Annotated in this window: 23 protein-coding genes; 8 read left to right on the plus strand and 15 right to left on the minus strand. The window is 62.0% G+C overall.

The window, feature by feature from the left end:
- Positions 1-3: 3 nt before the first annotated feature.
- On the minus strand, positions 4-960 hold the full coding sequence (locus M2368_RS04435; RefSeq protein ID WP_332488901.1) for an ABC transporter permease: 957 nt from the start codon (positions 958-960) through the stop codon (positions 4-6).
- 108 nt (positions 961-1068) lie between these two features.
- The gene (locus tag M2368_RS04440; RefSeq protein WP_332488903.1) at positions 1069-2679 is read right to left on the minus strand and encodes an ABC transporter substrate-binding protein; all 1611 of its coding nucleotides are present in this window, start codon (positions 2677-2679) and stop codon (positions 1069-1071) included.
- Positions 2680-2782: 103 nt separating this feature from the next.
- On the opposite strand from M2368_RS04440, the gene M2368_RS04445 reads away from it, so the two are divergent.
- Entirely contained in the window at positions 2783-3541 is a 759-nt protein-coding gene (locus tag M2368_RS04445; protein WP_286172099.1) for a FadR/GntR family transcriptional regulator, read from the plus strand.
- A gap of 44 nt (positions 3542-3585) precedes the next feature.
- On the plus strand, positions 3586-6231 hold the full coding sequence (gene pepN, locus M2368_RS04450) for an aminopeptidase N (RefSeq protein ID WP_498724053.1): 2646 nt from the start codon (positions 3586-3588) through the stop codon (positions 6229-6231).
- 29 nt (positions 6232-6260) lie between these two features.
- On the opposite strand, the gene M2368_RS04455 is transcribed toward pepN, so the two are convergent.
- Positions 6261-6386: a hypothetical protein gene (locus M2368_RS04455; RefSeq protein ID WP_286172100.1), complete on the minus strand. Its 126-nt coding sequence runs from the start codon at positions 6384-6386 to the stop codon at positions 6261-6263.
- Between the two features lie 66 nt (positions 6387-6452).
- A complete protein-coding gene (gene lplAB, locus M2368_RS04460) occupies positions 6453-7508 on the minus strand; it encodes a lipoate-protein ligase LplAB (RefSeq protein WP_105661245.1) in 1056 nt (351 codons plus the stop codon).
- A 171-nt stretch (positions 7509-7679) separates the two neighbouring features.
- Here lplAB and M2368_RS04465 point away from each other — a divergent pair, with 171 nt between their 5' ends.
- Complete coding sequence (locus M2368_RS04465; RefSeq protein WP_498724054.1) at positions 7680-9278, plus strand: HNH endonuclease; 1599 nt, start codon at positions 7680-7682, stop codon at positions 9276-9278.
- Positions 9279-10029: 751 nt separating this feature from the next.
- Here M2368_RS04465 and M2368_RS04470 read toward each other — a convergent pair.
- From M2368_RS04470 to M2368_RS04485, 4 genes are all read right to left on the minus strand, one after another.
- Positions 10030-10287 (minus strand): type B 50S ribosomal protein L31, encoded by a 258-nt coding sequence (locus M2368_RS04470; protein WP_013348950.1) that lies wholly within the window; start codon positions 10285-10287, stop codon positions 10030-10032.
- Positions 10288-10434: 147 nt separating this feature from the next.
- Positions 10435-11268 (minus strand): TrmH family RNA methyltransferase, encoded by an 834-nt coding sequence (locus M2368_RS04475; RefSeq protein ID WP_498724055.1) that lies wholly within the window; start codon positions 11266-11268, stop codon positions 10435-10437.
- Positions 11269-11272: 4 nt separating this feature from the next.
- The gene (locus M2368_RS04480) at positions 11273-12070 is read right to left on the minus strand and encodes a sulfite exporter TauE/SafE family protein (protein ID WP_105657800.1); all 798 of its coding nucleotides are present in this window, start codon (positions 12068-12070) and stop codon (positions 11273-11275) included.
- Between the two features lie 28 nt (positions 12071-12098).
- The gene (locus tag M2368_RS04485) at positions 12099-12884 is read right to left on the minus strand and encodes an ABC transporter ATP-binding protein (protein ID WP_105657799.1); all 786 of its coding nucleotides are present in this window, start codon (positions 12882-12884) and stop codon (positions 12099-12101) included.
- Positions 12885-13071: 187 nt separating this feature from the next.
- On the opposite strand from M2368_RS04485, the gene serB reads away from it, so the two are divergent.
- Positions 13072-13992 (plus strand): phosphoserine phosphatase SerB, encoded by a 921-nt coding sequence (gene serB / locus M2368_RS04490; RefSeq protein ID WP_332488915.1) that lies wholly within the window; start codon positions 13072-13074, stop codon positions 13990-13992.
- Positions 13993-14153: 161 nt separating this feature from the next.
- Positions 14154-15902, plus strand: coding sequence for a VanW family protein (locus M2368_RS04495; RefSeq protein WP_105657797.1), 1749 nt, complete (start codon positions 14154-14156; stop codon positions 15900-15902).
- Positions 15903-16051: 149 nt separating this feature from the next.
- Here the strand turns inward: M2368_RS04495 and M2368_RS04500 are convergent, their stop codons facing one another.
- Both M2368_RS04500 and M2368_RS04505 read right to left on the minus strand, forming a co-directional pair.
- Positions 16052-16801 (minus strand): SDR family oxidoreductase, encoded by a 750-nt coding sequence (locus M2368_RS04500; RefSeq protein WP_498724056.1) that lies wholly within the window; start codon positions 16799-16801, stop codon positions 16052-16054.
- Between the two features lie 34 nt (positions 16802-16835).
- On the minus strand, positions 16836-17558 hold the full coding sequence (locus tag M2368_RS04505) for a beta-ketoacyl-ACP reductase (protein WP_105657795.1): 723 nt from the start codon (positions 17556-17558) through the stop codon (positions 16836-16838).
- Between the two features lie 217 nt (positions 17559-17775).
- Between M2368_RS04505 and M2368_RS04510 the strand changes: the two genes are divergently transcribed.
- The 3 genes from M2368_RS04510 to M2368_RS04520 are packed head-to-tail and all read left to right on the plus strand — an operon-like array spanning position 17776 to position 19352.
- Positions 17776-18198, plus strand: a complete 423-nt coding sequence (locus M2368_RS04510) for a DUF3099 domain-containing protein (RefSeq protein ID WP_133833403.1) — start codon at positions 17776-17778, stop codon at positions 18196-18198.
- A complete protein-coding gene (locus tag M2368_RS04515) occupies positions 18198-18443 on the plus strand; it encodes an acetone carboxylase (protein WP_105657794.1) in 246 nt (81 codons plus the stop codon). Before M2368_RS04510 ends, M2368_RS04515 begins: the two co-directional genes overlap by 1 nt.
- Positions 18444-19352, plus strand: coding sequence for an SURF1 family cytochrome oxidase biogenesis protein (locus M2368_RS04520; protein WP_332498810.1), 909 nt, complete (start codon positions 18444-18446; stop codon positions 19350-19352).
- 78 nt (positions 19353-19430) lie between these two features.
- On the opposite strand, the gene M2368_RS04525 is transcribed toward M2368_RS04520, so the two are convergent.
- From M2368_RS04525 to M2368_RS04545, 5 genes are all read right to left on the minus strand, one after another.
- Positions 19431-19877: a hypothetical protein gene (locus M2368_RS04525; protein ID WP_332488923.1), complete on the minus strand. Its 447-nt coding sequence runs from the start codon at positions 19875-19877 to the stop codon at positions 19431-19433.
- 68 nt (positions 19878-19945) lie between these two features.
- Positions 19946-21547, minus strand: a complete 1602-nt coding sequence (locus M2368_RS04530; RefSeq protein ID WP_105657791.1) for an ABC-F family ATP-binding cassette domain-containing protein — start codon at positions 21545-21547, stop codon at positions 19946-19948.
- A 186-nt stretch (positions 21548-21733) separates the two neighbouring features.
- The gene (locus tag M2368_RS04535; protein ID WP_105657790.1) at positions 21734-22837 is read right to left on the minus strand and encodes a GTP pyrophosphokinase; all 1104 of its coding nucleotides are present in this window, start codon (positions 22835-22837) and stop codon (positions 21734-21736) included.
- Positions 22838-22921: 84 nt separating this feature from the next.
- Positions 22922-23692, minus strand: a complete 771-nt coding sequence (locus tag M2368_RS04540; protein ID WP_105657789.1) for a DUF2637 domain-containing protein — start codon at positions 23690-23692, stop codon at positions 22922-22924.
- A gap of 130 nt (positions 23693-23822) precedes the next feature.
- Positions 23823-24926, minus strand: coding sequence for a VanZ family protein (locus tag M2368_RS04545; protein WP_498724057.1), 1104 nt, complete (start codon positions 24924-24926; stop codon positions 23823-23825).
- Positions 24927-24963 lie beyond the last annotated feature (37 nt).

The following is a 24963-nucleotide window of genomic DNA, read 5'->3' on the forward strand; positions in this document are numbered from 1 at the left end:
TCCCTACACCGTCCTAATTCGTGGGTTGATCAGCAGGTAGAGCAAGTCGACGATGATGTTCACGAGCACGAAGGTAATCGCGATGGTCAGCGTGACGCCCTGGACCAGGTTGGTGTCCTTGTTGGTAATGCCGTTCATGATCAGCTGTCCCATGCCGGGCAGGGAGAAGATCATCTCGATGACCACCGCACCGCCCAGCAGGTAGCCGATGCGCAGCCCGAGCACGGTCACCGGGGTGACCAGGGCGTTGCGCAGCACGTTCTTGGAGATCACTTCGCCGCGCGGCACGCCGTTGCCGATGGCGGTGCGCACGTAGTCGCGGTCCAGTTCCTCGACCATCGAGGTGCGCACCACGCGGGTGAGCGAGGCGGAGACCGGGATGGCCAGGGCCAGGGCCGGCAGTGCCATATGCAGCAGCCAGGTGCCCGGGCCCGATCCTTCGGGGGCCGCTCCTCCGGAGGGGAACAGCGGGCTGGAACCCAGGGCGAACCACTGGATGAGCAGGATGCCCAGCCAGAAGGACGGGGTGGCGATCGCCGCGATGGAGAAGATGCGGACCAGCTGGTCCGGCCAGCCATCGCGGTACAGTGCACCGAGCAGGCCGAAGGCCAGCGAGATGACCACGGCGATGACCACGCCCAGGAAGGTCAGCTGCAAGGTCAGCGGGAATGCGCCGGCGATCATCTGGGAGACCGATTGGGCTGGCGGGGTGGTCAGGCCGAAGTCCAGGCGGATGAGCCGGCCGATGAAGCTGATGTACTGGACCACCAGCGCGTCGTTCAGGCCGCGTTCCTCGCGGTAGGCCTCTTTGGCGGCCTCGGAGGCGCCCTCGCCCAGCGCGGAGGTGGCTTCATCGCCCGGGGCCAGCTTCATGATGATGAAGACCATGGCGGAGATGCCAAGGACCATCACCGGCAGCGCGGCCAGGCGGCGTAAGAGCAGGTTGAGGAAATTCCCCATGGAGTAGCTCCGTCGAGTATCGAAGTGTGCAGGTCATTGCGCTGTGCGGGCCGGGAGGCACGGCGTGGGTGCCGTGCCTCCCGGCCTGCTGCGCGGGGCCGGGGCCGGCTAGGCCTTGCGGTTCACGCCGACAAAGGAGATGCCGGTGGTTGGCAGCGGCGCGAAGCCTTCCAGCGCGTTTTCGTCCCAGGCCGATGGCAGCTGGCGATGCAGCACCGGGTAGAGCGGGGCCTGGTCGGCGACGATGTTGATCGCCTTGCCCCACGCCGCCATGGCCTTGTTCGAATCATCGGTCTGGATGGCCGCGTCCAGCTGCTTCTGCAGCTCCTTGTATTCGGACGTATCGTTCCAGCGGAAGCGGTTCTTCGGCCAGACATCGCCTCGGTAGAACCAGCTCATCAGCAGGTCCAGGTCGTTGCCGAAGACCGATGGGTCGCCCGGGGCGGCCACCACCGAGAAGGTGCCGCTGTCCACGTTGTCGGTGTACAGCGCGCCGGACTGCAGGTTCTTCATGGTGACCTTCACGCCCGGGATCTTGTTCCAGGATTCGAGGATCAGCGGGGCGATGTCCTTGACCCACGAGGTGTCGGTGGTCAGCAGCTCGAATTCCAGCTTGTCCACGCCGGCTTCGGCCAGCAGCGCCGCGGCCTTCGCCTCGTCGTAGCCGTAGACCGTGTCCGCCTTGATGTACTGCGGGTGGCTTTCTTGCACATAGGAGCTGGCAGCCTTGGCGTTGCCCAGCAACGCGGTGCTGATGATCGACTCGGTGTCCAGGCCGTAGTGCAGTGCCTGGCGGACCAGGGCGTTGTCGAATGGCTTCTTGGCGCAGTTGAACATCAGGAACAGCAGGCCGAAGGAATCGGCGCTCTTCACCGTGGCCTTCGAGGCCAGGCGGTCCATGTCGAGGTACGGAACGTCCTCGATGGCCTGCACGCGGCCCGATTCCATGGCGGTCACGCGGGCGGCCGCGTCGGAGAGCAGGAACCAGGTCATGCCGCTGGCGGTCGCCGGGTACTTGCCGTTGTAGTCCTCGAACTTCTCGAAGACGATCTTGTCGTCCTTGGTGGCCGAGACCAGCTTGTACGGGCCGGTGCCGATCGGTGCGGCGTCGAAGGCGGCCTGGTCCTTGGAAGCCACGGCCTTCGGCACGATCTTGACCACCGAGATGCGGGTCGGGAACAGCGGGAAGGCGTAGTTCAGCGTGAACGCCACGGTCTTCTCGTCCTTGGCCTTCACCGACTTGATGAAGGGGATGAACTGGGCGAACAGCGAGGCGTTGCCGGTGTCCAGCACCCGCTCGAAGGAGTAGACGACGTCCTGGATGGTGACCGCTTCCCCGTTGTGGAAGGTGGCCCCGTCGCGCAGGGTGATTTCCCAGCTGGTGTCGTCAATCTGCTTCGGTTCTGCCGCTGCCAGCGCCAGGTAGGGTTCGCGGGTGGCCGGGTGCAGGTCCACCAGGCCTTCGAAGATGTGCATGTTGGCGGCGAACGGGGTCGCGCCGGAGGAGGTCATCGGGTCGAAACCGGTGGACAGGGCGTAGGAAATGCCTGCCTCGATGGTGCCCGTGCCGGCAGCTGCGGTGCTGCCCGCGCCACCGCTGGCTCCTGGGGAGCAGGCGGCCAGGCTGGCCGAGAATGCCGCAGCAGCGCCAACCATGCCGGTGATCTTCAGGAAATCTCGTCGTGCAAAGGGCTTGTTGGCTACTTCGTTCAAAGCCATTCTTGCCACCTCCAGGAAAATGAGTGAGTGTTGTAGGACGTAGGATGTCCGATCTATGGTCTAGACTGTAGTGGACGTCACGCCGCATGGTCAACTGCGTCACATGAACTTCTCCGCCCGCCGAGGAAAGCAGGATCCGTTGAGCACGATGCCAGCCCGCCGATCAGATGCCCGTGCCCGCCTGCGCGCGCTGACCAATGACATCACCGCGCTGATCCTGGAACGCGGATTGCTGCCCGGGGACCCGCTGCCCACCGAGCAGGAACTCATGGCCGAGCTGGGTGTGGGGCGCAACTCCCTGCGCGAGGCGATCAAGGTGCTCCAGGCCCTGGGCATCATCGACACCCGCCACGGTTTCGGCATGTTCGTGGCCCAGGAAAACCTCAACGCCCTGCATGACTCCCTCGCCTTCCGCGGGCAGATGTCGCTGCGCCACCATGGTCATGAGGCCAGTGAGCTGGTCGATGTCCGCCAGGCACTGGAAACCGGCCTGATCGGCCTGGCCATCCGCGCGGTCACCGACGAGCACCTGGAGGCCTTGGAGCAGTGCGTAAGCCAGATGGAGCAGCACGCGGCGCGCGAGGAGACCTTCGTCGAGCAGGACAAGGCCTTCCACCGCATCCTCTTCGAGCCGCTGGGCAACCAGCTGCTGACCAACCTGCTCGGAGTGTTCTGGGATGTCTACCGCACCATCTACGATGCGATCGACTCCGATCTGGAAATCACCCAGCCGGCCAAGACCGCCCAGGACCACCGCGATATCCTCGACGCGGTACGCGCCAAGGACGTGGAAACCGCCCGGCAGCTGATCTCCGAGCACTTCCACGGCATTCGCGCCCTGCTGGCGAGCCGGGAAGTTTAGCAAAAAGAACCCTAAAGCATTCCTTTCACAGCTAAGCTGGGGTGGTGGACACACTTCAACGCTATGCACCCAATGAAAACCTCAGGCGCGACGAAGCGGCCTGGCGCGCACGGAATATCGAATGGCACTTCGCCGAGGTCCAGCTCGATCTTTCCAATGCCACCGATCGCACAGCCACCAGCTTCAGCTCGATCACCACGCTGAACTTCAGCTCCAAGGATTCGGCGGCCTTCATCGACTTCATCCACGAATCCGTGGACGAGGTACTGGTCAACGGCACCGCGATCGACCTGGAATCCGCAGTGCTCGATGCACGCATCTACCTCGACCAGCTGCGCACCGACGTGCCGAACACCGTGAAGATCACCGGGCGGGCGATCTACTCGCGCTCCGGCGAGGGGCTGCACCGCTTCGTGGATCCGCAGGATGGGCAAACCTACCTCTACACCCAGTTCGAGCCTTCCGAGGCGCGCCGGGTCTTCGCCTGCTTCGAGCAGCCCGACCTGAAGACCAGCTACCGCTTCACCCTCACCGGCCCGGCAACCTGGCATCTGGCCAGCAACCAGCCGATCGTCGATGAGGTACTGCACGATGACGGCACCAAGACCGTGGCCTGCGCCCCGACTCCCCCGATCTCCAGCTACATCACCGCGGTGCTGGCCGGACCGTACCACGTGGTGCGCGGCGAGCACCTCCAGCGGCTGGATGACGGCGAAGAGCTGAGCATCGAGATGGCCGCCACCTGCCGCGCCTCGCTGGCCGGGCACTTCGACGGCGACGAGATCATCAAGCTGACCAGCCAGGGCCTGGACTACTACCACCAGCTGTTCGACTACCCCTACCCGTGGGGCAAGTACGACTCGGCGTTCGTGCCGGAGTACAACCTCGGCGCCATGGAAAACCCGGGCCTGGTTACCTTCACCGAACGCTACGTCTTCACCTCGCATGCCACCGAAGGCCAGTACGAGCAGCGCGGCAACACCCTGATGCACGAAATGGCGCACATGTGGTTCGGCGACCTGGTCACCATGAAGTGGTGGGATGACCTGTGGCTCAAGGAATCCTTCGCCGACTACATCGGCACCCTGGCCAACGACGAAGCCACCGACTTCACCACCGCGTGGACCACCTTCGCGGCGCGCCGCAAGGCCTGGGCCTACGTGGCCGACCAGATGCCCACCACCCACCCCATCGTGGCCGACATCCCTGACCTGCTGGCCGCGGACCAGAATTTCGATGGCATCACCTACGCCAAGGGCGCCAGCGTGCTCAAGCAGCTGGCCGCCTTTGTCGGCGCCGAGGCCTTCCGCGACGCCGCCCGCGCCTACTTCCGCAAGCACGCCTACGGCAATACCTCGCTGGATGACTTCCTCGAAGCGCTCGAAGCGGCCAGCGGCCGCGATATGGGCCAGTGGGCGGATGCCTGGCTGAAGACCAGCGGCGTGCCGAAGCTGCACGTCGAGTACACCACCGATGCCGACGGCACCATCACCGCGGCATCGCTGATCCAGTCGGGCACCGATCCGGTCACCGGGCAGAAGATCGCCCGCCCGCATGTGCTTTCGGTCGGCGCCTACCAGCTGGACGGGAGCCAGCTGGTGCGCACCGACTCGGTGGACGTGGAGCTCTCCGGCGAATCGGCGGCCCTGGACTTCCTGGTCGGACGCCGGATCCCGGATCTGCTGCTGCCCAACGACGGCGATGAGACCTATGCGCTGATCGAATTCGACCCGGTTTCGCGTGCCACCTTGCTCGGCCACCTCTCGGGCCTGGGCGACTCGCTGCCCCGCGCCACCTGCTGGGCGTCGCTGTGGGATGCGGTGCGTTCGGCCACCTTGGATGCGCAAAGCTACGTGCAGGCGATCCTCGATCACGCGCACGCCGTCACCGACGCGGGCGTCTTCGGGGTGCTTACCGACCAGTTGGCCACCTCGATTTCCAAGTACGTTGCCCCCGAGCTGCGCGCGGAGCTGCGCCAGAAGGCCGCCGCAACCCTCACCGGGTGGCTCACCCGGTTCGAGGCCGGCGGAGACCAGCAGACCACCACCGCGCGCACCCTGGTTCGCCTGGCCCGTGCCGGCGTGGCTCCGGAGGTGCTCGACGCCTTCCTGGGCGAGCAGCCCAATGCCTACCAGGTCACCGTCGATGAGCAGCTGCTGTGGGGTTCCTACATCGCGCTGGCCGCTTCCGGCCGGCTCGACGAGGCCGCCGAGGCGTCCATGCACGAAGCGGCCAAGGCCAACCCCACCAGCGTGGCGCAGAATTCGGTTCGCACCGCGCTGGCGGCGCGCCCGGACCCGCAGGCCAAGGACACCGCTTTCGACACCGTGCTGATGGCGCGCGATGAACACGGAGAGCTGTCCAACGATGCCCTCTCGGCCACCGCACTTGGCTTCACCATGGGTTCCTCCGCCCTGCTGGCATCGTTCGAGGAACGCTACTGGGCCGCGATCCTGCCGGTCTTCGAGACCATGGGCATGGAATTCGCCACGCGCGTGATCGAGGGGCTGTATCCAGGGCACCAGGATCTCCAGGGCGCCATCGAGCAGAACCATGCACTGGCTACCGCGACCAGCTGGCTGGAACGCCATGAGAGCGCACCGGCCGCCCTCAAGCGCATCCTGCTTGAGGAACGCGCAGAACTGGAACGCTCGCTGAAGGCCCAGGCCTACAGCCGCACCAGCCGCTAGGCGCTGGCCCTCCGAAGCCGGCCCGCTGCTCATCCACGCAGCGGGCCGGCCAAGAGCCGCAGGCCGTTGCCGGTGGCGCAACTGGTTCCAGTGCGGGTCTGCCCTGCGGCCGAACCCGGCCGGCCCAGCGGAGATGGCAGGGCCACAGCAACCATGGCCTCAAGCAAAACAAGGGCCTGGCCTCGAACTTGATCGAGAACAGGCCCTTGGATCTTGGCTCGCTACGGAACCCGCGCGGTCCACTGCGCGGTAGCGAATTTGGCCTCGGCCAATTCCTTCGCCGCCAGACGGGATTCGGCATCCAGCTGCGCCGGCTTGGCCCCGGTGCGCTTGGCGAAGGTGTCCATCATGACGTTGATGATCTCCATGCGATCCAGCTTTGTCTGCGACTTCAGCGGATCCACACGCTTGACCGCTGAGGTGATGCCCTTGTCGGAGATCTTCTCCCGGCCAATGCGCAGCACCTGGGTCATCTTCTCCGCGTCGATGTCGTAGCTCATCGTGACGTGGTGCAGCATCGCACCGTTGGCCAGGCGCTTTTGCGCTGCGCCGCCGATCTTGCCGGCAGGGGTCGCGATGTCGTTCAGCGGCTTGTAGTACGCTTCCAGGCCGATGCTTTCCAGCGCTTCCATGACCCAGGCGTCCAGGTACGGGTAGGAATCGGCAAAGCTCATGCCGTCCACCAGGGATTCAGGAGCGTAGAGCGAGTAGGTAATGCAGTTGCCAGCTTCCATGAACATCGCGCCGCCTCCGGAAATGCGGCGAACCACCTGGATGCCGTGCTTTTCGGCTTGCTCCATGTCCACTTCGTTCTTCAGCGACTGGAAGGATCCGATCACGACGGCACCTTCGCTCCAGTCCCAGAAACGGATGGTCGGCTTGCGGGTCCCCTTGGCGATTTGCCGGGTCAGCACCTCATCCAGCGCCACTTGCTCGGTGATTGGAATGATCTCCGGGCTCAGGACTTCCCACTCGTGGTCTTCCCACTTGGTGGCGTGTCCCAGCGCGCGGCGGACGACGCGCGCGATGGCGTCTTCGTCAAAACCGAACATCACTGCGCCTTCACGCAGATTGTCGGTTACCGCATTGCGTATGGTGCTGTGGCTGGCGTCCGCTGGCAAACCGCGTAGCGCATCATTCAAGTCATCGAGTGCATCATCTGGTTCCAGGAAGAAGTCGCCATTCAATGACACTTCGGTGATCACGCCATCGGAAGTATCCAGATCTACAACGACTAATTTGCCACCGACTACCTTGTATTCACCATGATGCTTCATGGTTTCATTCTATCCCCGGCTGCCCACTAGTCGAATCCACGCGCCCCCGGATTCGGTGGTTCGCAGTGGCAACATTCGACGCCGGATAACAATCGAATAAATATTCGAGAATACTTCCACATTCCGCGGATTTCCGGGCCAAACTGTCTGTTGCCGGCAGGATAATTAACTATGGCTATACCCGATTTCATCCATGACGACGATGATGAACATCGTCTACCGTTGCCCCCAGCTGGCACTCGCACAGAATCCCACAAGGATTCGTTATTCAGCGACCATCTCGAACATCACCTGTTCCATGGTCCGCTGAAGCAATTGGCAGATGAGCTCTACGACGCGGGCCCGCTCAATGGCCCCGACGACGCCCTCGAACGGCTGAAGAAGATCCAACGCATTCAGAGCACCCTCGATGCAATGACATCTGTGCTGCTGGCCGATTCAGTAGAACAAGTCAGTGAATCATTTGCCGATATGATCGCCACCGCGGGGACCACTACCGAGGAGGAGGAACGCGAGGCTCGGAAAAGTGCGCAATACTATGGCGTTGACCGCGGCAGTGACCAGGTCATCAACTCCAACTTCATCGCAGAAGCGGCTGTCGCGCTGCGTGAGACCCCTCGCATGGTAGGCAAGCGGATGTTCTATGCCAAGGGTCTTCGCTACGCCTGCAAGGAAACCCTCACGGCTTTGGCTGCAGGAGAGATCACGCCCAAGGCAGCGCATGACATCGTGAAGTATTCGCAGGACTTGCTCCCCGAACAAATCATGCAGATGCAACGCGTGCTGTTGCCCATGGCGAAGACTGCGTCTGATGACGCGATATACCAACGCGCACGCCGGTTCCATGACAGGATGTGCCCGGAGGCCGCCGAACAAAGGCACAAGAAGTCTGAAAAGAATCGCAAGCTCACGCTATGGGATAACGAAAATGGCATGTCCACCCTCAAGTACTACAACAGTGCCGCAGTGATTCATTCCATCAAGAACTCCGTGAAGTGGCTAGCTGATCAGCATAACGATCCGCAGGATCCCCGCACCCGGGAGCAAATAGAAGCGGACGCCTTTGCAGACATCATCCTCAACGGCTGGCCGGACCGGGAAGGCACGCCCCTCAAGCCACGGGTATCCATCACGATTCCCGCGGTGGAAATGCTGGCGGATCCTACAAGGACCGTGGCTGACCTGGAAGGCTACGGCCCCATCCCACTGGGGGTCGCATTGGTGTTGGCAAAGGATGCGCCTTCGTTCCAGCGCGTGCTGACCGACCCATGGACTGGCGCCGCGATAGATGTCGAGCGAAGGCGCTACCGGCCCTCGCAGAGCCTCAAGGATCTGTTACGGCACCGCGATGAGCATTGCTGCTTCCCCGGCTGTCGCCGTCCAGCTGACCGCTCCGAGATTGACCATATAAATGGCTGGGCTCACGGAGGGCATACGACCAGGGACAATACGCATCTGCTGTGCAAGCAGCATCAAATGTTCAAGCATGCATTGGGTTGGAAAGTCGTTCCGCGTCCTGACGGATCCAAGATGTGGGTGACTCCACACGGGCTGAGCGCACTCATTATTCCGGAAAGCGTCAAGCGTGTGGACCAATTCGATCATGTAAATGATCATTGCCCAGAGCGCCCTAAGGTCATTCCTTTGCCGCATATTCGACTCACGGCAGAAGTACGCAGGGTACTTGGGCTCAAGCCTCGCGTCGACATTCCAGACGAGGATCCCGGTCCTGAATCGCCGCCAGATGACGGCCAGAAGGAAACAGGCTGAGGACGCTATCCCGATTGACCGGTTTTTGGGTGACAGAATTTTTCAGTCACCAGCACCTCCACACCACCAATAACACCATTCACGCAACGGCGATGGAGCCAGTTGCTCGGAGCAGTGCGGCCAAGACGTCTGCTTCGACGAGTCAGCGAATCCTTATTCAGCCGCCACTGGAAACCCCGACGGCTATAGCACCGAAAAGCTCTGGGCAAACGCTCCTGACAATATTTTTCAGTCACTGGCGCCTCCAGGCAACTGCCAAAATGCCCGATGCGCACCGCTGTGCCAAAAACGGGACCTCTACGACAGTTCCGTGAAAATATTTTTCAGTCATCCCCGGCTGCCCCGACGGCTATTGCGCCGAACGACTCTGGGGCGAACGCTGCTGACAATATTTTTCAGTCACTGGCGCATCGAGACGACTACCAAAATGCCACTAGCGCATCACGGCGCGAAAAAGGAATCCTCCTAGTCAGTTAAGTGAGAGCATTTTTCAGTCATCTCCTGCCGCCCCGACGGCTATTGAGCCGGAAGACGCTGGGGCGGACGCTGCTGACAATATTTTTCAGTCACTGGCGCATCCAGGAAACTGCCAAGATGCCGCGATGCGTATCGTGGCGCGAAAAACGAATCCTCTTAGACGGTTCCGTGAAAACATTTTTCAGTCACTGATGGACAGGTGTGCTGTTAAAGCAGCAGCGGCGTGTTTCCAAATACTGGAAACACGCCGCGAAAGCTTGCTAGGGGCGAAGTATTACTTCTTGCCGCCGAAGCCCTTGAAGCGGGCGTTGAAGCGCTCGACACGACCAGCGGTGTCCATGATGCGCTGCTTGCCGGTGTAGAACGGGTGCGAAGCTGCCGAGATTTCGACGTCGATTACTGGGTAGGTGTTGCCATCTTCCCATTCGATGGTCTTGTCCGACTTAGCGGTCGAACGGGTCAGGATCTTCTCGCCGGATGCCAGGTCGTTGAAGACAACTGGGCCGTACTGTGGATGGATATCAGCCTTCATAGCTATACACCTTTTTTGTTTATGGCCACTGGATTTTGCCAGTAGCTACTTACTCGGAAATTGTGTCCCGCATTCAGGGCTCCATGAAGAGACCTCAATGCACAGACAGTCCATCCTATCGCAAAAGCGGCGGCGGCAGAAACCTTCTTAGCGTGGCGCGGAGCACAAATGCCAGAATGCAATTGCGCTAGCGGCACCAACATTCAGGGAATCCACTTCGCGGTACATAGAGATGATCACGGTCCGGTCAACGGCGGCCAGAGCTTCATCGGTAACTCCCCTGCCTTCGTTGCCCAAGATCATGGCGACCTTCTGGCCAGACTTGATCTCTACTTCGTTTAGCGGGATCGCGTCCTCGGTCAGTTCCATGGCGAGCATCTCGTAGCCATGCCTCTTCAAGGTCTGGATGTCCTCTGGCCACGACAGCATGCGTACCCAAGGAAGGTCGAAGACCGTCCCCATTGAGACGCGGGCGCTGCGACGGTACCAGGGGTCCACGCATTTGGGGGTGAGCAGCACGGCGTCAACGCCGAGCCCTGAAGCCGAACGGATAATTGCGCCGAGGTTAGTATGGTCGGCGATGTCTTCCAAGATGGCGACGCGCGAACTGGCTTCAAGCACTTCGTCCAGATCCAGCGGTTCGGGACGATTCATCGCTGCCATGGCGCCGCGGTGCAAGTGGAAGCCGACCAGATCCTGGAGCTGCCGATCATCCCCAATGAAAATCGGCGCGTCTGGGAAACGGTTGAACTCCTCGGTTAGCTGGTCCAGATGCTTTTCGGCGAGCAAGAAGCTGCGCGGCACGTGGCCCGCGTTGATCGCACGCTGCACCACTTTGGTGCTCTCGGCAATGTAGAGCCCGTTTTCCACGTCAGTGCGCATACGCAGGTTCGCTTCGGAGAGCCGGAGGTACTCGTCGAGGCGGGAATCGGCCAGATCCGCGACCGGCAGGATCCGTTCAGGGTTGAGAATTTCAGCCACGAAGCTACACCAACTTGTAGAGCATGTTGCCCAGGGCGACCAGGCCCAGGATGACGATGACCAGGCGCAGCAGCCCAGGCGAGAGCTTGCGGCCAATCTTGGCGCCGGCAAATCCGCCGATCAGCGAGCCGACAGCGATAAGCAGGACGACGAGCCAATTGATGCGTTCCGGCGCAATGATCAGGTACATCGCGGCCGCCACGAGATTCACGATCAGGGAGAGGATGACCTTGATTGCATTGGACTGCTGCAGGGATGCTTGCAAGAACACGCCGAATACCGCCATCAGCAGGACTCCCTGCGCGGCGGTGAAGTAGCCGCCGTAGACACCGATGATGAACACCAGGATGTAGAGGACCATTGGAATCTGGGCGCGATCGGCATCATCCGGGTCGGTGCCGCCGGAAGCGGCCTGCCGGGTCTTCGCCCACTTGGCAAGACGGGGCTGGAAGATCACCAGCACCAGCGCGCAAACCAGCAGCACCGGCGCAACGATGCCGAAGACGGACTCCGGCAGGTTCAGGAGGAGCAAGGAACCGATCAACCCGCCGATCAGTGAAACCGGCACGAGTTTGAGCAGCGTCTTCTTGACGCTGGCAGCTTCTCGACGGTACCCCCAGGCACCGGAGAAGCCACCAGCAACCAGACCCATGGCGTTGGAGACGACGGCATTCACCGGAGCCATGCCCAACGCCACGAGAATGGGGAAAGTGACCAACGTGCCCGAACCGACGACGGTGTTGATAGTTCCGGCCCACAGTCCACCAATGAAGACCAGGGCTTCGCGCCAAAATTCGATCACGTGGAATTTTCCCCTTTAGTTATTGCTGTTAGCTGCGTGCGAAAGCAGAGTAGCGTCCACCTTCACGGCGCAGGCTCAGCGGCATGCCGTAGGTTGCTTCCAGGTTCGCTTCGTTCAGCGTGGATTCGATCTCGCCGGCAGCGACAACTTCGCCGTCGCGCATCATCAGGATGTGGGTGAATCCCGCTGGCACCTCTTCAAGGTGGTGGGTTACCAGAACCAGCGCCGGGGCATCCTCGTCGGCTGCCAGTTCCGCCAGCTTGCCAACCAGGTCTTCGCGCCCGGCAAGGTCCAAGCCTGCTGCAGGCTCATCGAGGATCAGCAGTTCGGGATCGGTCATCAAGGCACGGGCGATCAGCACGCGCTTGCGCTCGCCTTCGGAAAGCTTGCCGAAAGGCTGGTTCATGAAGGTGGACATGCCCCAGTTGTGCAGCAGATGGAAAGCACGGCGCTCATCGAGCTTCTCGTACTTCTCGCGCCAGCGACCGGTCATGCCGTAAGCCGCGGTGAGTACTACGTTCAGCGCGGTTTCGTTGGCTGGAATGGAGTTGGCAACCAGGGCTGAGCTCAGGCCGATCAACGGACGCAGATCGAAGACCGACACCTTGCCCAAACGTTCGCCAAGGATATCCGCGGTACCGCGGGTTGGGTGCAGCCGGGTGGCCGCAATGTTCATCAAGGTCGACTTGCCGGCGCCATTGGGGCCGATCACAATCCACCGCTGTCCTTCTTTGACTTCCCAGGACACGTCCTTGAGCAGGTCTTTTCGCCCGCGTACAACGCTGACATCTTTGAAAGTTAGCACTTCGCTCATGGTATTCAAGATTAGACTTTTCGCCCCTGTTTCACTAATTGGAAATGCCGAACGGGGCCTGAGATCGCCGGATTGACCTGTATTGCGTCCAACGGCAATACTAGTTCGCTCCCCCAGGCCTGGTCAGCGACTTTGCGCCAACACGTCATGTTTGGTCGTAAACACCGAAGCAATGAAAAATGGTTGCATGGCTTCATCATTGGTTTTCGCATCCCGCCCCGCTTTCTCCCGCACCGACTTCAACGCTGTATTGCAGCAAGCGGCCGCCGCCGGGCTCATTCCCGCCGCGGACGAGAGCCAGATCAAAGCCAGCGAAGAGCGGCTGGTCGCCAAGTTCCGCCTTGAACAGGCCGATCAGGCGAAGCTGCAGCAGGCTGCTGCGGCATTCGTCGATGCGCAGGTCGCCGACGGCGCACTGGAATACGCGGACATGTGCGTAGCGGTGGTACCGGCCGAACTCGTCGATGCTCCGCAGCTGCTCTTGCTGATGGATGTCGATTCCACCTTGATCAAGCAGGAAGTCATCGAACTGCTCGCCGCTCACGCTGGACGGGAAGAAGAAGTGGCTGCGGTGACCGAAGCCGCGATGCGCGGTGAACTGGATTTCGCCCAGTCCTTGATCCAGCGCGTAGCTACCTTGAAGGATCTGCCAGATACTGTCCTTGCCGAGGTAGGCCAGCGCATTGTCCTCTCGGACGGCGCCGAAGCCCTGGTCAAGCGGTTCCACGCTGCTGGGCACAAGGTCGGCGTAGTTTCCGGCGGGTTCCAGCAGATCCTGGATCCGTTGGCTGCCCATCTGGGCCTGGACCATGCGCTGGCTAACACCTTGGGCATTTCCGAGGGAATTCTTGACGGAACCGTTCACGGCCAGATCGTCGATCGCGGCATGAAGGAAACGATGCTGCGCGCCTGGGCCGAGGAACATCAGATCCCGATGACGGCAACCGTCGCCGCCGGTGATGGCGCCAATGACCTGGCCATGGTTGCTGCCGCGGGTTTGGGCGTCGCTTTCAATGCGAAGCCTGCCCTGCGCGATGAGGCGGACGTGCGCCTGGACTTCTCGCGCCTGGACGTCATCGCCGACCTAGTACTCAATGATTTGGCTTAGCGGAATCCAACAACTGCATAACAATTCTGCCGATAGCGGCTTTCGGTAACTTGATCGGTTGTTCCAGCGGTTAGTATTTCTATTGACGCGTTTAACGGCTGGCGGCATAAGTCCTAGCCGCGCGCGTAGCCCCTATCGCTTTCGAAAGAGCTACCAGACCAGTGCAGACCCCCTCCCCGGACAGTTCCTCAACTACGCCTACGCACTCCGCACAAGACAAGAAGAAGCCGAAGAGCAAGGCCAAGCCTTGGATCATTACCGGTTCTTGTGTTGCAGCCGTAGCCGCAGCATATTTCGGCGGAGCCGCCTATGTCAGTTCCCAGGTTCCAGCCAACGCGTCAATTGCGGGCGTGAACATCGGATCCATGAACAAGGACCAGGCTCGCGCCGAATTGGAACGCGAGGTACTCCCCCTGGCTGAAAAGCCAATGGATGTCACCGTCAACGGTGAAAAGTACACCCTGGATCCGGCCAAGGCCGGCCTGGAACTGAACGTTGATGAAACCATCAACGAACTGACTTCCTACGAAATCAACCCGGCCAAGCTCTACGAGCGGCTCACCGGCGAATTCCACGTCACCCCAGCGGTCGACGTAGATCAGGAAAAACTGGGCGCGCAGCTTGAAGCGCTGGCCAAGAAGGCCAATGCCGAGGTCGCCGAAGGAACCATCGATTTCAAGGATGGCACCTCGAAGCTGACCAAGCCCGTTGACGGCGTAGCGCTGAAGACCGAAGAAGCCGCCACACTGATCAGCGAGGAATGGGAAATTGCCGGCGCGGCGATCGACCTGCCTGCCGAGGTCAGCAAGCCGGCAATCTCTGCCGACGCCCTGCAGGCGTTCTACGACAAGGACGTCAAGGCGCTGCTGAAGGACGAGGTCATCCTGGCATCGGATGACAAGAAAGCGTCCATCTCGGCCGCGTCTATTGCCGCGGCGGCAAAGTACGCGCCCAAGGATGGCGCCCCAGCGATCGCATTGGATGACGAGAAGCTCTACAAGGCTGCGACGAAGAATTCCGATCTTTCCAGCACTGCCAAGGATGCGCAGATCGTCTTGAAGGACGGCAAGCCGTCCATCATCAAGTCCTCCAAGGGCATCTCGCTGGAGACCAAGGGCCTGGGCGCCAAGGTCCTGGCCGCCACCGCTGCCAAGAACCGCACTGCCGAAGTTGAGATGACCGAGAAGGAAGCCGACTTCACCACCGCAGATGCGAAGAAGCTCGGCATCAAGGAACCGATCGTCACCTTCTCCACTCCCTACCCGGCTTCCGATACCGTACGCACCAAGAACCTGCATGCCGGTTCGGCGCGCGTCAATGGCGATATCATCAAGCCCGGCGAACGCTTCTCGCTGCTGCAGGCCTTGGGCCCGATCACCGTGGCCAACGGCTATTACAGCTCCGGGGTCGTGGAAAGCGGCTTCAGCACCGAAGCCGTAGGCGGCGGACTCTCGCAGATCTCCACCCAGATGTACAACGTCGGCTTCCTGGCCGGATACGACGACATCACCCACAAGCCGCATTCGCGCTGGTTCGAGCGCTACCCCGCGGGACGCGAAGCCACCTTGTGGGAAGGCCAGATCGACATGATCTGGGAGAACAACACCCCCTACGGCGTGATGATCCAGGCCTGGGTTTCGGGCGACAAGGTCAATACCCGCCTGTGGTCCACCAAGTACTGGGATGTCTCGCAGAAGAGCTCGGGCAAGTACAACCAGACCAACCCCGAGACCAAGTACAACCCGGCCGAAAAGTGCGTCTCGGAATCTGGTGGCAAGAAGGGCTTCAGCATCGATATCACCCGCTACCGGGAAGCCTTCGATGGATCCAAGAAGCTGCCAGCTGAAACCAAGAGCTGGACCTACAGCCCATGGCACAAGATCGTCTGCGGCGACAAGCCCAAGGACTGATCCAAGCGAAATCGCCGGGCGCCTCCCTTTCGGAGGTGCCCGGCGATTTCGCTTAACCCTGCGCATTTTGCCCCAGGCACGGAAAAGCTGGCGGTCGGAACCCCTGCACGGGGTAACTGCCGCCAGCTGATGCGCGCTGCTGCGGGGGCTTACTTGCCCGACTGCTCCAGGAAGTCGCCTGCGCCGCCAACCAGCTCGGTGTGGCCGGTCTCGACGTCGGCGAAGACCATCTTGGCTACCTCGGCGCCGAACTCCTCGACGGAGTACAGCTTGCCGGCAGCTTCGCGGCGGGCGTCGATAGCACCTGGCTCCATGCGGTTGAGCAGGGTTGCGGTGATGGTCCCTTCGATCATGTCACCGGAGACCACCACGAAGGTGATGTTCTTCACGGCCAGCTTCGGGATCATTTCGCGCAGTGCATCTTCGCCGGCGCGCTTGGACTTGGCCACAGCGTCGTAGGCATCCATGGTGGTTACTTCGTTGATGAAGTGCGCCTGGTGGCTGGTAACGAAGACCACGCGGCCGCCCTCGCTCAGCTGGGGCAGCGCGGCTTCCAGCATGGCCACCTGCGCGTCGCGGTTCAGGCGCAGCGCATAGTTTTCGCCCATGGAGGTTTCCATGCCGCCCGAAGCGTTGAGCACGACGACATCCAGCGAGCCGAAGTTCTCAACAGCCGCGTCAACCAGAGCCTGCGGACCCTCAACGGTGGTCAGGTCGGCGCCCACGGCAACGGCCTTGCCGCCCTTTTCTTCAATAGCGGCAACAATCTTGTTGGCGCGCGGGGCCTTGGCGCGGTAGTTGACCACTACGCCAACGCCCTGCTCGGCCAGCAGCTGCGCGGTCACCGCACCGATGCCGCGCGAGGAACCGGTTACAACGGCACCTTTGAATTCACTCATGGTGGTACTCCTTTGGATTTCTTGCTTAAATCTTCTAGTGGCCCATGCCCAGGCCGCCATCAACCGGGATCACGGCACCGGAGATGTAGCCTGCTTCGTCGCTGGCGATCCAGCGGACCACGTTGGCAACCTCTTCAGGCTCAGCAAACCGGTTGGCCGGGATGCTGGAGAGGTATTCCTTCTGGGTGTCCTCTGGCAGCACAGCGGTCATCTCGGTGTTGATGAAGCCCGGAGCCACAACGTTGGCGGTGATGCCGCGTGAGCCCAGTTCACGGGTCAGCGAGCGGGCGATGCCCACCAGGCCGGCCTTGGACGCCGCGTAGTTGATCTGCCCTGGCGAGCCGTAAAGGCCGACGACCGAGGAAATCAGCACGACACGGCCGCGCTTGAGCCGGATCATGCCCTTGGACGCGCGCTTGATCACGCGGAAGGCGCCGGTGAGGTTGGTGTCGATCACCGAGGTGAAGTCGTCTTCGCTCATGCGCAGCAGCAGGGTGTCCTTGGTGACCCCCGCATTGGCGACGAGGACTTCTACCGGACCGTGGGCCGCTTCAACTTCCTTGAAGGCCGCGTCGATCGATTCGCCGTCGGTGACATCGGCCTTGACGCCGAGCAGTCCGGCGGGAACCTCGCCGCTGCGGTAGGTAATGGCCACTTTGTCGCCGTTGGCTTCGAATGCGCGCGCAATAGCAAGTCCGATGCCGCGGTTGCCGCCGGTCACGAGGACACTGCGGCCAGTGGTTGGTTCCGTAGTCAATGTATTTCTCCGTTCATGCGCTCGCTGTCCTGGCATGGTAAATCTCTCCAAGGGCCAGCCGAAAAGCGCACTTTGCCTAGTTAAGTAGCTACTCCGTGAACAATCCTATTAGTTACTACCCAGTTTTACCGCTTCGACAGCGCGTAGAAATTACACTCTTCGTGCCGCAGGTGAGACAATGGGAGCAGATCCCGTACTGCGAAGCGAAGTCTTTTACATGTCCCCACAGCCCACGAATCACGGTTCCAGCCAACCGGAAGTTCACCGCATTACCGAAGCGCGCGAGTCCCATACCACCGAGCGCGATTCACGTGTGCGCAAATACACGATTTCCATGACCGTGCGCCTGATCTGCTTCGTTCTCGCTTTCTTCTTCGATGGCTGGCTGCGCTGGGTCTTGCTCGCGGGCGCAATTATCCTTCCCTATATCGCAGTGGTGATCGCCAACGGCGGTGCGGATCTGACCAAACGCGAACCGCCCGCCGAGTTCTACAAGGCTCCCGGCGCCCAGGCTATCGCCGCACCGGACGAAACCGCGCCGGCCGCGCAGCAGGCACCGGAACCAGAAGTGATCGACGGAAGCTTCGCCGAAGAAGCTGAACCGGTGCAACAGCCAACAACTGCTCCCAAGGAGGACTAGTGGATCTGCTAGGTTCGCTCGGCGGCTCCCCTGCCGCCGCCGAAATCCAGTGCTCGCGAAAGGGCTGCCGCAACGCCGCCAGCCACCAGCTGCTGTGGAATAACCCGAAGATCCACACCCCGGACCGGCGCAAAATCTGGCTGGCCTGCGAAGAGCACCGCGACTGGCTCGAAACGTATCTGAAGGAACGCCTGCTCTACAAGGAAACGCTGCCGATGCCGGGCAATGAAGGAGAAAGCAAGTAGATGTATCGTTTTCTGGCCAGTACCCGGTGGGTCGGCTGGCTCATTCTGGTGGCGATCTTCGCCGCCGCCTGCATTGGCTTGGGCAATTGGCAAGCCGACCGCCGTGCCGAAGTCCTCGAGGGCATCGAACGGGTCAACCGCAACTACTTCGCAGAGCCGGTCACCGGCACGCAGGCCCTGGAGAATTTCCAGGACCTGGACGAGGACAAGACCTGGATGACCGCGCAGCTCAGAGGCCAATATCTGCCCGCGGATACCATGATCGTGCGCAACCGCATCAAGGCCGGCAGCCCCGGCTACGAGGTGCTGGTGCCGTTCAGGACCAACGAGGGCGGAACTGTCGTCGTGAACCGCGGCTACCTGCCGATCGGCAACCAGGAAGACGGCCACCCGGATGCTGTTCCAGCGCCACCTGCCGGAGAAGTCACTGTGGATGTGCGCTTGAAACCATCGGAAATCCGCTTGGACCGCGGCGCCCCGGAGGGCCAATTGGCTTCGATCCAGCTCGAAGACTACGCCAAGCTCCTGGACTACGAGATCGCCCAGGGCGCCTACGGCCTGATGTATGAAGAGGATCCGGCCCCGGCCACTGCGCCACTGCAGCTGGACGCTCCGGATATGGATGAAGGTCCGCATCTTTCCTACGAGATCCAGTGGTACATCTTTGGCGTGCTGGCCTTCATCGGCTTCTGGTATGCCGCTCGCCAGCAGAAGAAGCTGAACGCCGAGGATGCCGCCGAGCAAGCCGAAGCCGAGGCGCTGGGCCTGGACGAGCCGCTGCACAAGGTGCGCAAGATTCGCGCCAAGCCGGATAAGAAGTTCCGCCGTGACGGCACGCCGACCGATGAAGCCATCGAGGATGCGCTGCTCGACCAGGCCGACCACACGCCAGGGGGCCTCCCGAAGTAGCTGCGGGAAACAAGGGAACCGCGCGGCAGCTGGAATATTCCAGTTGCCGCGCGGTTCTCTGCTTAATGCAGTTTTCTTTCAGCTGCCGTTGGCCGGCGGCGTCCAGCGGATCCCGCTGTCGCTGCACCCAGGAGTCTTGTGCCACTCGCCTTCGAGGCAGGAGGCATCGATGAGGGTGCGGTCCCCCACCGGCTCCTGCAGTTCCAGCGTGTAGGGCGCGGTCTCGTTGCCCTGGCAGGCATGCGCTTCGCCTTCCAGCGGTTCAACCACGATCCCGATGGCAATCTGGCCATTGGACAGCTCCACCTGGGTGGAGGTCACCTCGCCGGTCACCCCGGAGGAACAGGCAAGCCGCATGACCCCGAGGTCGAGGCTGGTGCTCGACGCATTCACCCCGGCAGGGTCCAGCAGCGTCCACTGGGCGTTGATCTCATCGGAAACCTGTGCGGCGCAGCCGGCCAGCGCGCTGGCAAGCAGCAGCCCAGCGCCTGCGATCCGCGGTAATTTGCGTCCAAAAACACTCATGGCTTGGCAGCTCCCTTTGAAGATGGTGATCTGCCAAGCCTACGAGAGCTATTGCGCGTTGTCAGGATTTAAGTCAGCGAAACCAATTCCAGGTAATCCTCGTTGAAGAGGTCCTCATCGCCATCAGGCAGGATGACCACGCGCTCAGGCTGCAACGACATCACTGCGCCCTCATCGTGGGACACCATGACCACGGCACCCGGGAAGGTGGACAGCGCGCCCAGCACCTCGGCGCGCGAGGCAGGGTCGAGGTTGTTGGTCGGCTCATCAAGCAGCAGCACATTGGCGCTGGAAGCCACGATGGTGGCCAGGGCCAGACGGGTCTTCTCGCCGCCGGAGAGCACGCCGGCCGGCTTGGTCACGTCGTCGCCGACGAACAGGAACGAGCCGAGGATCGAGCGGACGTCGGCATCGTTCAGGTGGTCAGGCGCGTTGCGGCGCATGTTCTCCAGCACGCTGGCTTCCGGATCCAAGGTGTCATGCTCCTGGGCGAAGTAGCCGATCTTCAGGCCGTGGCCCGGAATGATCTTTCCGGTATCGGGTTCGGAGACACCGGCGAGCATGCGCAGCAAGGTGGTCTTGCCGGCACCGTTCAGGCCCAGGATGACAACCTTCGAGCCGCGGTCGATGGCCAGCGAGACATCGTTGAAGATCTCCAGCGAGCCATAGGCCTTGGACAGGCCTTCGGCCATGAGCGGGGTCTTGCCGCAGGGAGCCGGATCCGGGAAGCGCAGGGCTGCGACCTTGTCGGAGGCACGCTCTTCCTGCAGCCCGGAAAGCATGCGATCCACGCGCTTGAGCATGGACTGCGCCGCCGAGGCGCCGGAGGCGCGGGCCTTCATCTTGTTCGCCTGGGTCAGCAGGACCGAAGCCTTCTTCTCGATGTTGGCGCGCTCGCGCTTGCGGGCACGCTCATCGGTTTCGCGCTGGATCTTGTAGCGCTTCCAGTTCATGTTGTAGACATCCACCACGCCGCGGTTCGCGTCGAGATTCAGCACCTTGTTCACGGTGGATTCCATCAGGCCGGTATCGTGGCTGATCATCAGCACGCCGCCGGGGTAGTTCTTGATGAAGTCGCGCAGCCACATGATCGAGTCGACGTCCAGGTGGTTGGTCGGCTCATCGAGCAGCAGGGTCTCGGCGTCCGAGTAGAGGATGCGTGCCAGCTCGACGCGGCGGCGCTGTCCACCGGACAGGGTGCGCAGCGGCTGGTCCAGGATGCGGTCCGGCAAATCCAGGTTGGCGCAGATGGCGGCCGCTTCGGATTCGGCAGCGTAGCCACCGGCAGCGATGAATTCTGCTTCCAACCGGTCGTACTGGCGCATGGCCTTGGCGGAGACGGCAGCGTCCTCGCTGGCCATGTCCTCGCGGTTCTGGGCCAGCTTGGTGACCACCACGTCCAGGCCGCGGGCGCCAAGGATGCGATTGCGCGCCAGCTGCTCCATGTCAGGGGTCTTGGGGTCCTGCGGCAGGTAGCCGATGGAGCCCTTGAAGGTGACCTCACCCGAGGCTGGCTGGGTCTCGCCGGCGAGGACCTTGGTCATCGTCGTCTTGCCGGCACCGTTGCGTCCCACCAGTCCGATCTTGTCGCCCTTGTCGATGCGGAAGTTCACTTCGTCCATCAGCAAGCGGGCGCCGACGCGTAGCTCAAGGTTGGCTACGGAAATCATATGGTGTGGCCCTTTCATGCGGGTACAAGAATTGTGCGGCCCACAAATTGGGCAACTTGACTATTCTACCGGCCAACCACGCCGTGGCCTGCGGAACGTGCACAAACTAACAGTTTGGGGTTGAGCTGGCTAAAGAATCGAAGCCCGCACTTCCACCGCAGTGGAAATCCGGTCTTCGAATCGAAATTATTCCTTGTCGCTGGGTTGCGATCGGTAATCCATCATCTGGATCAGGCGGCGGCGCAAGGAGGCTTCGCGGCGCAGGTCCCCGCCGCTGGTCTTGTCGATGTGGTCCTTGCCGAAGCGCCAGAGCAGCACGTCGTCCAGCAAGCGGTCCGGGCCCGGCGAGTACCGGTGGTCCAGCGCCGCACGCACATCGGTGACCACATTCGCATCCAGCAGCTGCGCCAGCTGCCAGGTCTGGTCGATGCCGTGGGAGCCGAGCAGCTCGGCGGCCCAGGACCAATCGTCATCGCGCTTGCGGTCCACGTGCGGCAACAGCGTCTGCCATATTTCGCCGATCTTCTCGCCGGTCAACGGCTCGGATCCGGCGCCCTGCTGGTCGTGGTAGCCGTTCAGGCGGTGGTACAGCTCGTCGATGTCCGTGAAGTAGTCCTCCACGGTTTCCAGCATCGCCGCGGTGGCGGTGAAGTGGCGGTCGATCTGCGGATTCCAGGCGGCCTCGCCGGGATGCTTGAAGCGGATGTCGTGCTCCATTTCGGACCAGGCATGCTGCAGCACGGTGCGGATCTGCACTTCGAAGACGAAGTTGCCGCTGGCTACCACCGGCTTGCCCAAGGCCTCCTGGAATTTGCGCACGATCGGCTCGCTGCGGGTCTTGAGCAGCAGGTGGCGCGAGGAGTAGCCGTAGGTGCCGGACTCCACCGAGCCGATGTCCTTCTCCCGGTCGCTGCGGCAGTCGAAGGAGTCGCGGTGCGACTTGATCAGGCTGGCCACCTGCTGGATTTCATGGGGCAGCATCACGATGATGCGGATGCCCACCATGTCGTGGATTTCGCGCAGCGGGTTGGGGAATTCCAGCACCGGGGCGGTCTCGGAACTTTCCTGCAGCCGGCGCGAGGCCTTGGCCGCGAAGGACTGCGGCGATTTCACCCGGCCGGTAATGAACAGCGGTTGCACCTCGGAATTCGCGAACAACCGGCGGATCTTCGCCTTCATGGCCGACATGACGGTATTGAGTTCGCCGGTCACAGACTTGTACTGCTCAACGGCGGCCGCAATCTGTTCGGAGAACTCGTCGTTCGCCTGGCCCTGCGCCGGATCCATCATTGATGCCTCCTGGATGCTAAAGCGTTCCTGAAAATGCTGTCCTCATGCTCATGCCCTGGCGCCAGCCGGGTGCGGCGACGGCCCTTATGGGCGGGAAAGGCGCTTAGCCATGTCGTCGAACAATGGCGCCTTGTCCTCGGTCTTCTTCTGCGCTGCAGGCTTGGTTTCCTTGGCTGGCTGCGCGTTCTGCTTGATCGGGGTGACCTTCGAGTCCGATCGGCCTGCCGCGATGCCTTCGGCGCGGGCTCGGGCCAGCGCGTCCTGGTGATCCTGTTCCAGGACCGATAGGCGTTCTTCCTCGGCGGTCTTGGTGTCGGTCAGCGCAGCGTTGTAGCCATCATCATAAGCGACGCCGTACTTCTCGGCGTTTTCCTGCTCTTCGTTGTATTCCAGCTCAGCGCGCAGCTTCGCGGCTTCGGACTTCTTCTGGTACATGTGCACGGTCAGGTGGGTGATGGCCAGCAAGACGATTGGCGGCATCGCGGCAACCAGCGCGGAAACCAGCGGCGGCACTCCGTTTTCGATCGAGTCCACGGTCAGGATTGCGTGGGTGGAGTTCGCCGCGGTGGAAACGATCGCACCGAAGAACAGCAGCGACCACGGGTAGATCATGGCCTTGCGATGGAAGCCGTTCAGGGCCACGATGGCCACGGTGGCGGCCACGATCATGCCGTCGATGATGATTGGCCAGATCCAGGCCAGCCGCGGGCTGATGCCCGAGCGTTCGGCCAGGTCGGTCAATGCAGCGAACGAGAGCACGAATGCGCCGATGGCAATGAGGACCGTCGCGCCTACGGCCGTGCCTAGGACGGCGCGGTGCGGTTCGGCCGGGACCTCTGGTTTGTTATCTTCCATGCTGCTGAGCAGACCTAACTTTTGGGAATTATCGGTATGTCTTCAAACGCGAGTTTGCTGGACCGCACCCCAGGCGCAGGCCACCGCGTTCCATTTTAGCGTGCGCCTTGCGGTCCTGGGGTGCCTTGGCTCAAAGGGCGCGACGGTCGATGAAACCGGTACCGCTGATTTTTCCGGCCAGTCCCCGGTGTTTTGCTTCGAAGATGAAGTAGAAGGCGCTGATCGCGATATAGATCACAACGAGCATGTTCAGCAGCGGGTAGGGCGTGAAGTCGACCATGCTGGTGGAAATCTGGAAGAGGAAGTTAATCCCGCCAAATCCGAGCAGGCTGCGCAGCAAGGCCCGGCCGGCCGGAGCCGGTTGCCCCTGCCCGTCGGTGAGCATCAGCCAGGCGCAGCGCTGGCCGAGGGTAGCCCGTCCCGGCGCCAGGCTCGGCAGCCAGAAGACGCAGAAGACCACGAGCAGCGGAAGCCAGAAGTTCATCCACTGTTGGCCGAACTCCGGAGCGCCCAAGCGCTCCAGCAGTTCCAGGGCAGCGCCGATGACGAAGAGCACGGCCGAGGTGAAGCCTGCATCGAAGATGTTGGCCAGTGCGCGGCGGGCGCGGGTGACCGGCAGGGCCGGCGCGTTGGCCGCGTCCGCTTCCACCGGGCCGGACAGGAAGCGGAACATCGGCAGGTAGGCGATCATCGCGCCCAGCAGCGCGCCGGCAGTGTTGGTGATCAGGTCATCGACGTCGGCCACGCGGTAGGCGCAGGTGTACAACCCCCAAATAGCGGTGTACTGGGTCAGCTCGATGGCCAGCGAGGCCGCGAAGCCGAGCAGGACACCGGTGAAAATGTTGCCGCGCAGCCAGCGCACGGCCAAGATGCCCAGGGGCATGAACAAGATGATGTTGAACAGCACCTGCCACAGGGTGAAGCTGGTGGCGAAGCCGCTCAGCCCGCGCTCCACGATGGCCAGCCTGAAGTCGTCGACGAAACGGCCGGGCACCAGTTGCGGGATGGCCACTCCGGGACGGCAGAATTCGTCGCGCGTGGCCGGCAGCGGAAGCATGGTGTAGCTGAACAGGCCGAATCCGTAGACGGCTGCGGTTGCGGTGGTAATGGTGCGGCGCCAGGACAACCGTCCATGCCGGCGGTATTGCACGGCCAGCAGGAAAACGCCGGCGGACGCCAAGAAGAGGGCGCCGCCGAGAATGGCGATTGCCGCTGGCCAGAACATTGTTTGCATATTTCTATCTAAGCGGAATTTTCCGGGAGAAAGCTGG

Source organism: Arthrobacter sp. JUb119 (assembly GCF_024807995.1).
In the GTDB taxonomy this organism is placed as follows: domain Bacteria; phylum Actinomycetota; class Actinomycetes; order Actinomycetales; family Micrococcaceae; genus Glutamicibacter.

What these genes read in the sequence shown, in the direction of transcription:
- M2368_RS04435 (WP_332488901.1), bottom strand. Translation starts at nt 960, where the DNA reads ATGGGGAATTTCCTCAACCTGCTCTTACGCCGCCTGGCCGCGCTGCCG.
- M2368_RS04440 (WP_332488903.1), bottom strand. Translation starts at nt 2,679, where the DNA reads ATGGCTTTGAACGAAGTAGCCAACAAGCCCTTTGCACGACGAGATTTC.
- M2368_RS04445 (WP_286172099.1), top strand. Translation starts at nt 2,783, where the DNA reads ATGAACTTCTCCGCCCGCCGAGGAAAGCAGGATCCGTTGAGCACGATG.
- M2368_RS04455 (WP_286172100.1), bottom strand. Translation starts at nt 6,386, where the DNA reads ATGGTTGCTGTGGCCCTGCCATCTCCGCTGGGCCGGCCGGGTTCGGCC.
- lplAB (WP_105661245.1), bottom strand. Translation starts at nt 7,508, where the DNA reads ATGAAGCATCATGGTGAATACAAGGTAGTCGGTGGCAAATTAGTCGTT.
- M2368_RS04465 (WP_498724054.1), top strand. Translation starts at nt 7,680, where the DNA reads ATGGCTATACCCGATTTCATCCATGACGACGATGATGAACATCGTCTA.
- M2368_RS04470 (WP_013348950.1), bottom strand. Translation starts at nt 10,287, where the DNA reads ATGAAGGCTGATATCCATCCACAGTACGGCCCAGTTGTCTTCAACGAC.
- M2368_RS04485 (WP_105657799.1), bottom strand. Translation starts at nt 12,884, where the DNA reads ATGAGCGAAGTGCTAACTTTCAAAGATGTCAGCGTTGTACGCGGGCGA.
- serB (WP_332488915.1), top strand. Translation starts at nt 13,072, where the DNA reads ATGGCTTCATCATTGGTTTTCGCATCCCGCCCCGCTTTCTCCCGCACC.
- M2368_RS04500 (WP_498724056.1), bottom strand. Translation starts at nt 16,801, where the DNA reads ATGAGTGAATTCAAAGGTGCCGTTGTAACCGGTTCCTCGCGCGGCATC.
- M2368_RS04510 (WP_133833403.1), top strand. Translation starts at nt 17,776, where the DNA reads ATGTCCCCACAGCCCACGAATCACGGTTCCAGCCAACCGGAAGTTCAC.
- M2368_RS04520 (WP_332498810.1), top strand. Translation starts at nt 18,444, where the DNA reads ATGTATCGTTTTCTGGCCAGTACCCGGTGGGTCGGCTGGCTCATTCTG.
- M2368_RS04525 (WP_332488923.1), bottom strand. Translation starts at nt 19,877, where the DNA reads ATGAGTGTTTTTGGACGCAAATTACCGCGGATCGCAGGCGCTGGGCTG.
- M2368_RS04530 (WP_105657791.1), bottom strand. Translation starts at nt 21,547, where the DNA reads ATGATTTCCGTAGCCAACCTTGAGCTACGCGTCGGCGCCCGCTTGCTG.
- M2368_RS04535 (WP_105657790.1), bottom strand. Translation starts at nt 22,837, where the DNA reads ATGATGGATCCGGCGCAGGGCCAGGCGAACGACGAGTTCTCCGAACAG.
- M2368_RS04540 (WP_105657789.1), bottom strand. Translation starts at nt 23,692, where the DNA reads ATGGAAGATAACAAACCAGAGGTCCCGGCCGAACCGCACCGCGCCGTC.
- M2368_RS04545 (WP_498724057.1), bottom strand. Translation starts at nt 24,926, where the DNA reads ATGCAAACAATGTTCTGGCCAGCGGCAATCGCCATTCTCGGCGGCGCC.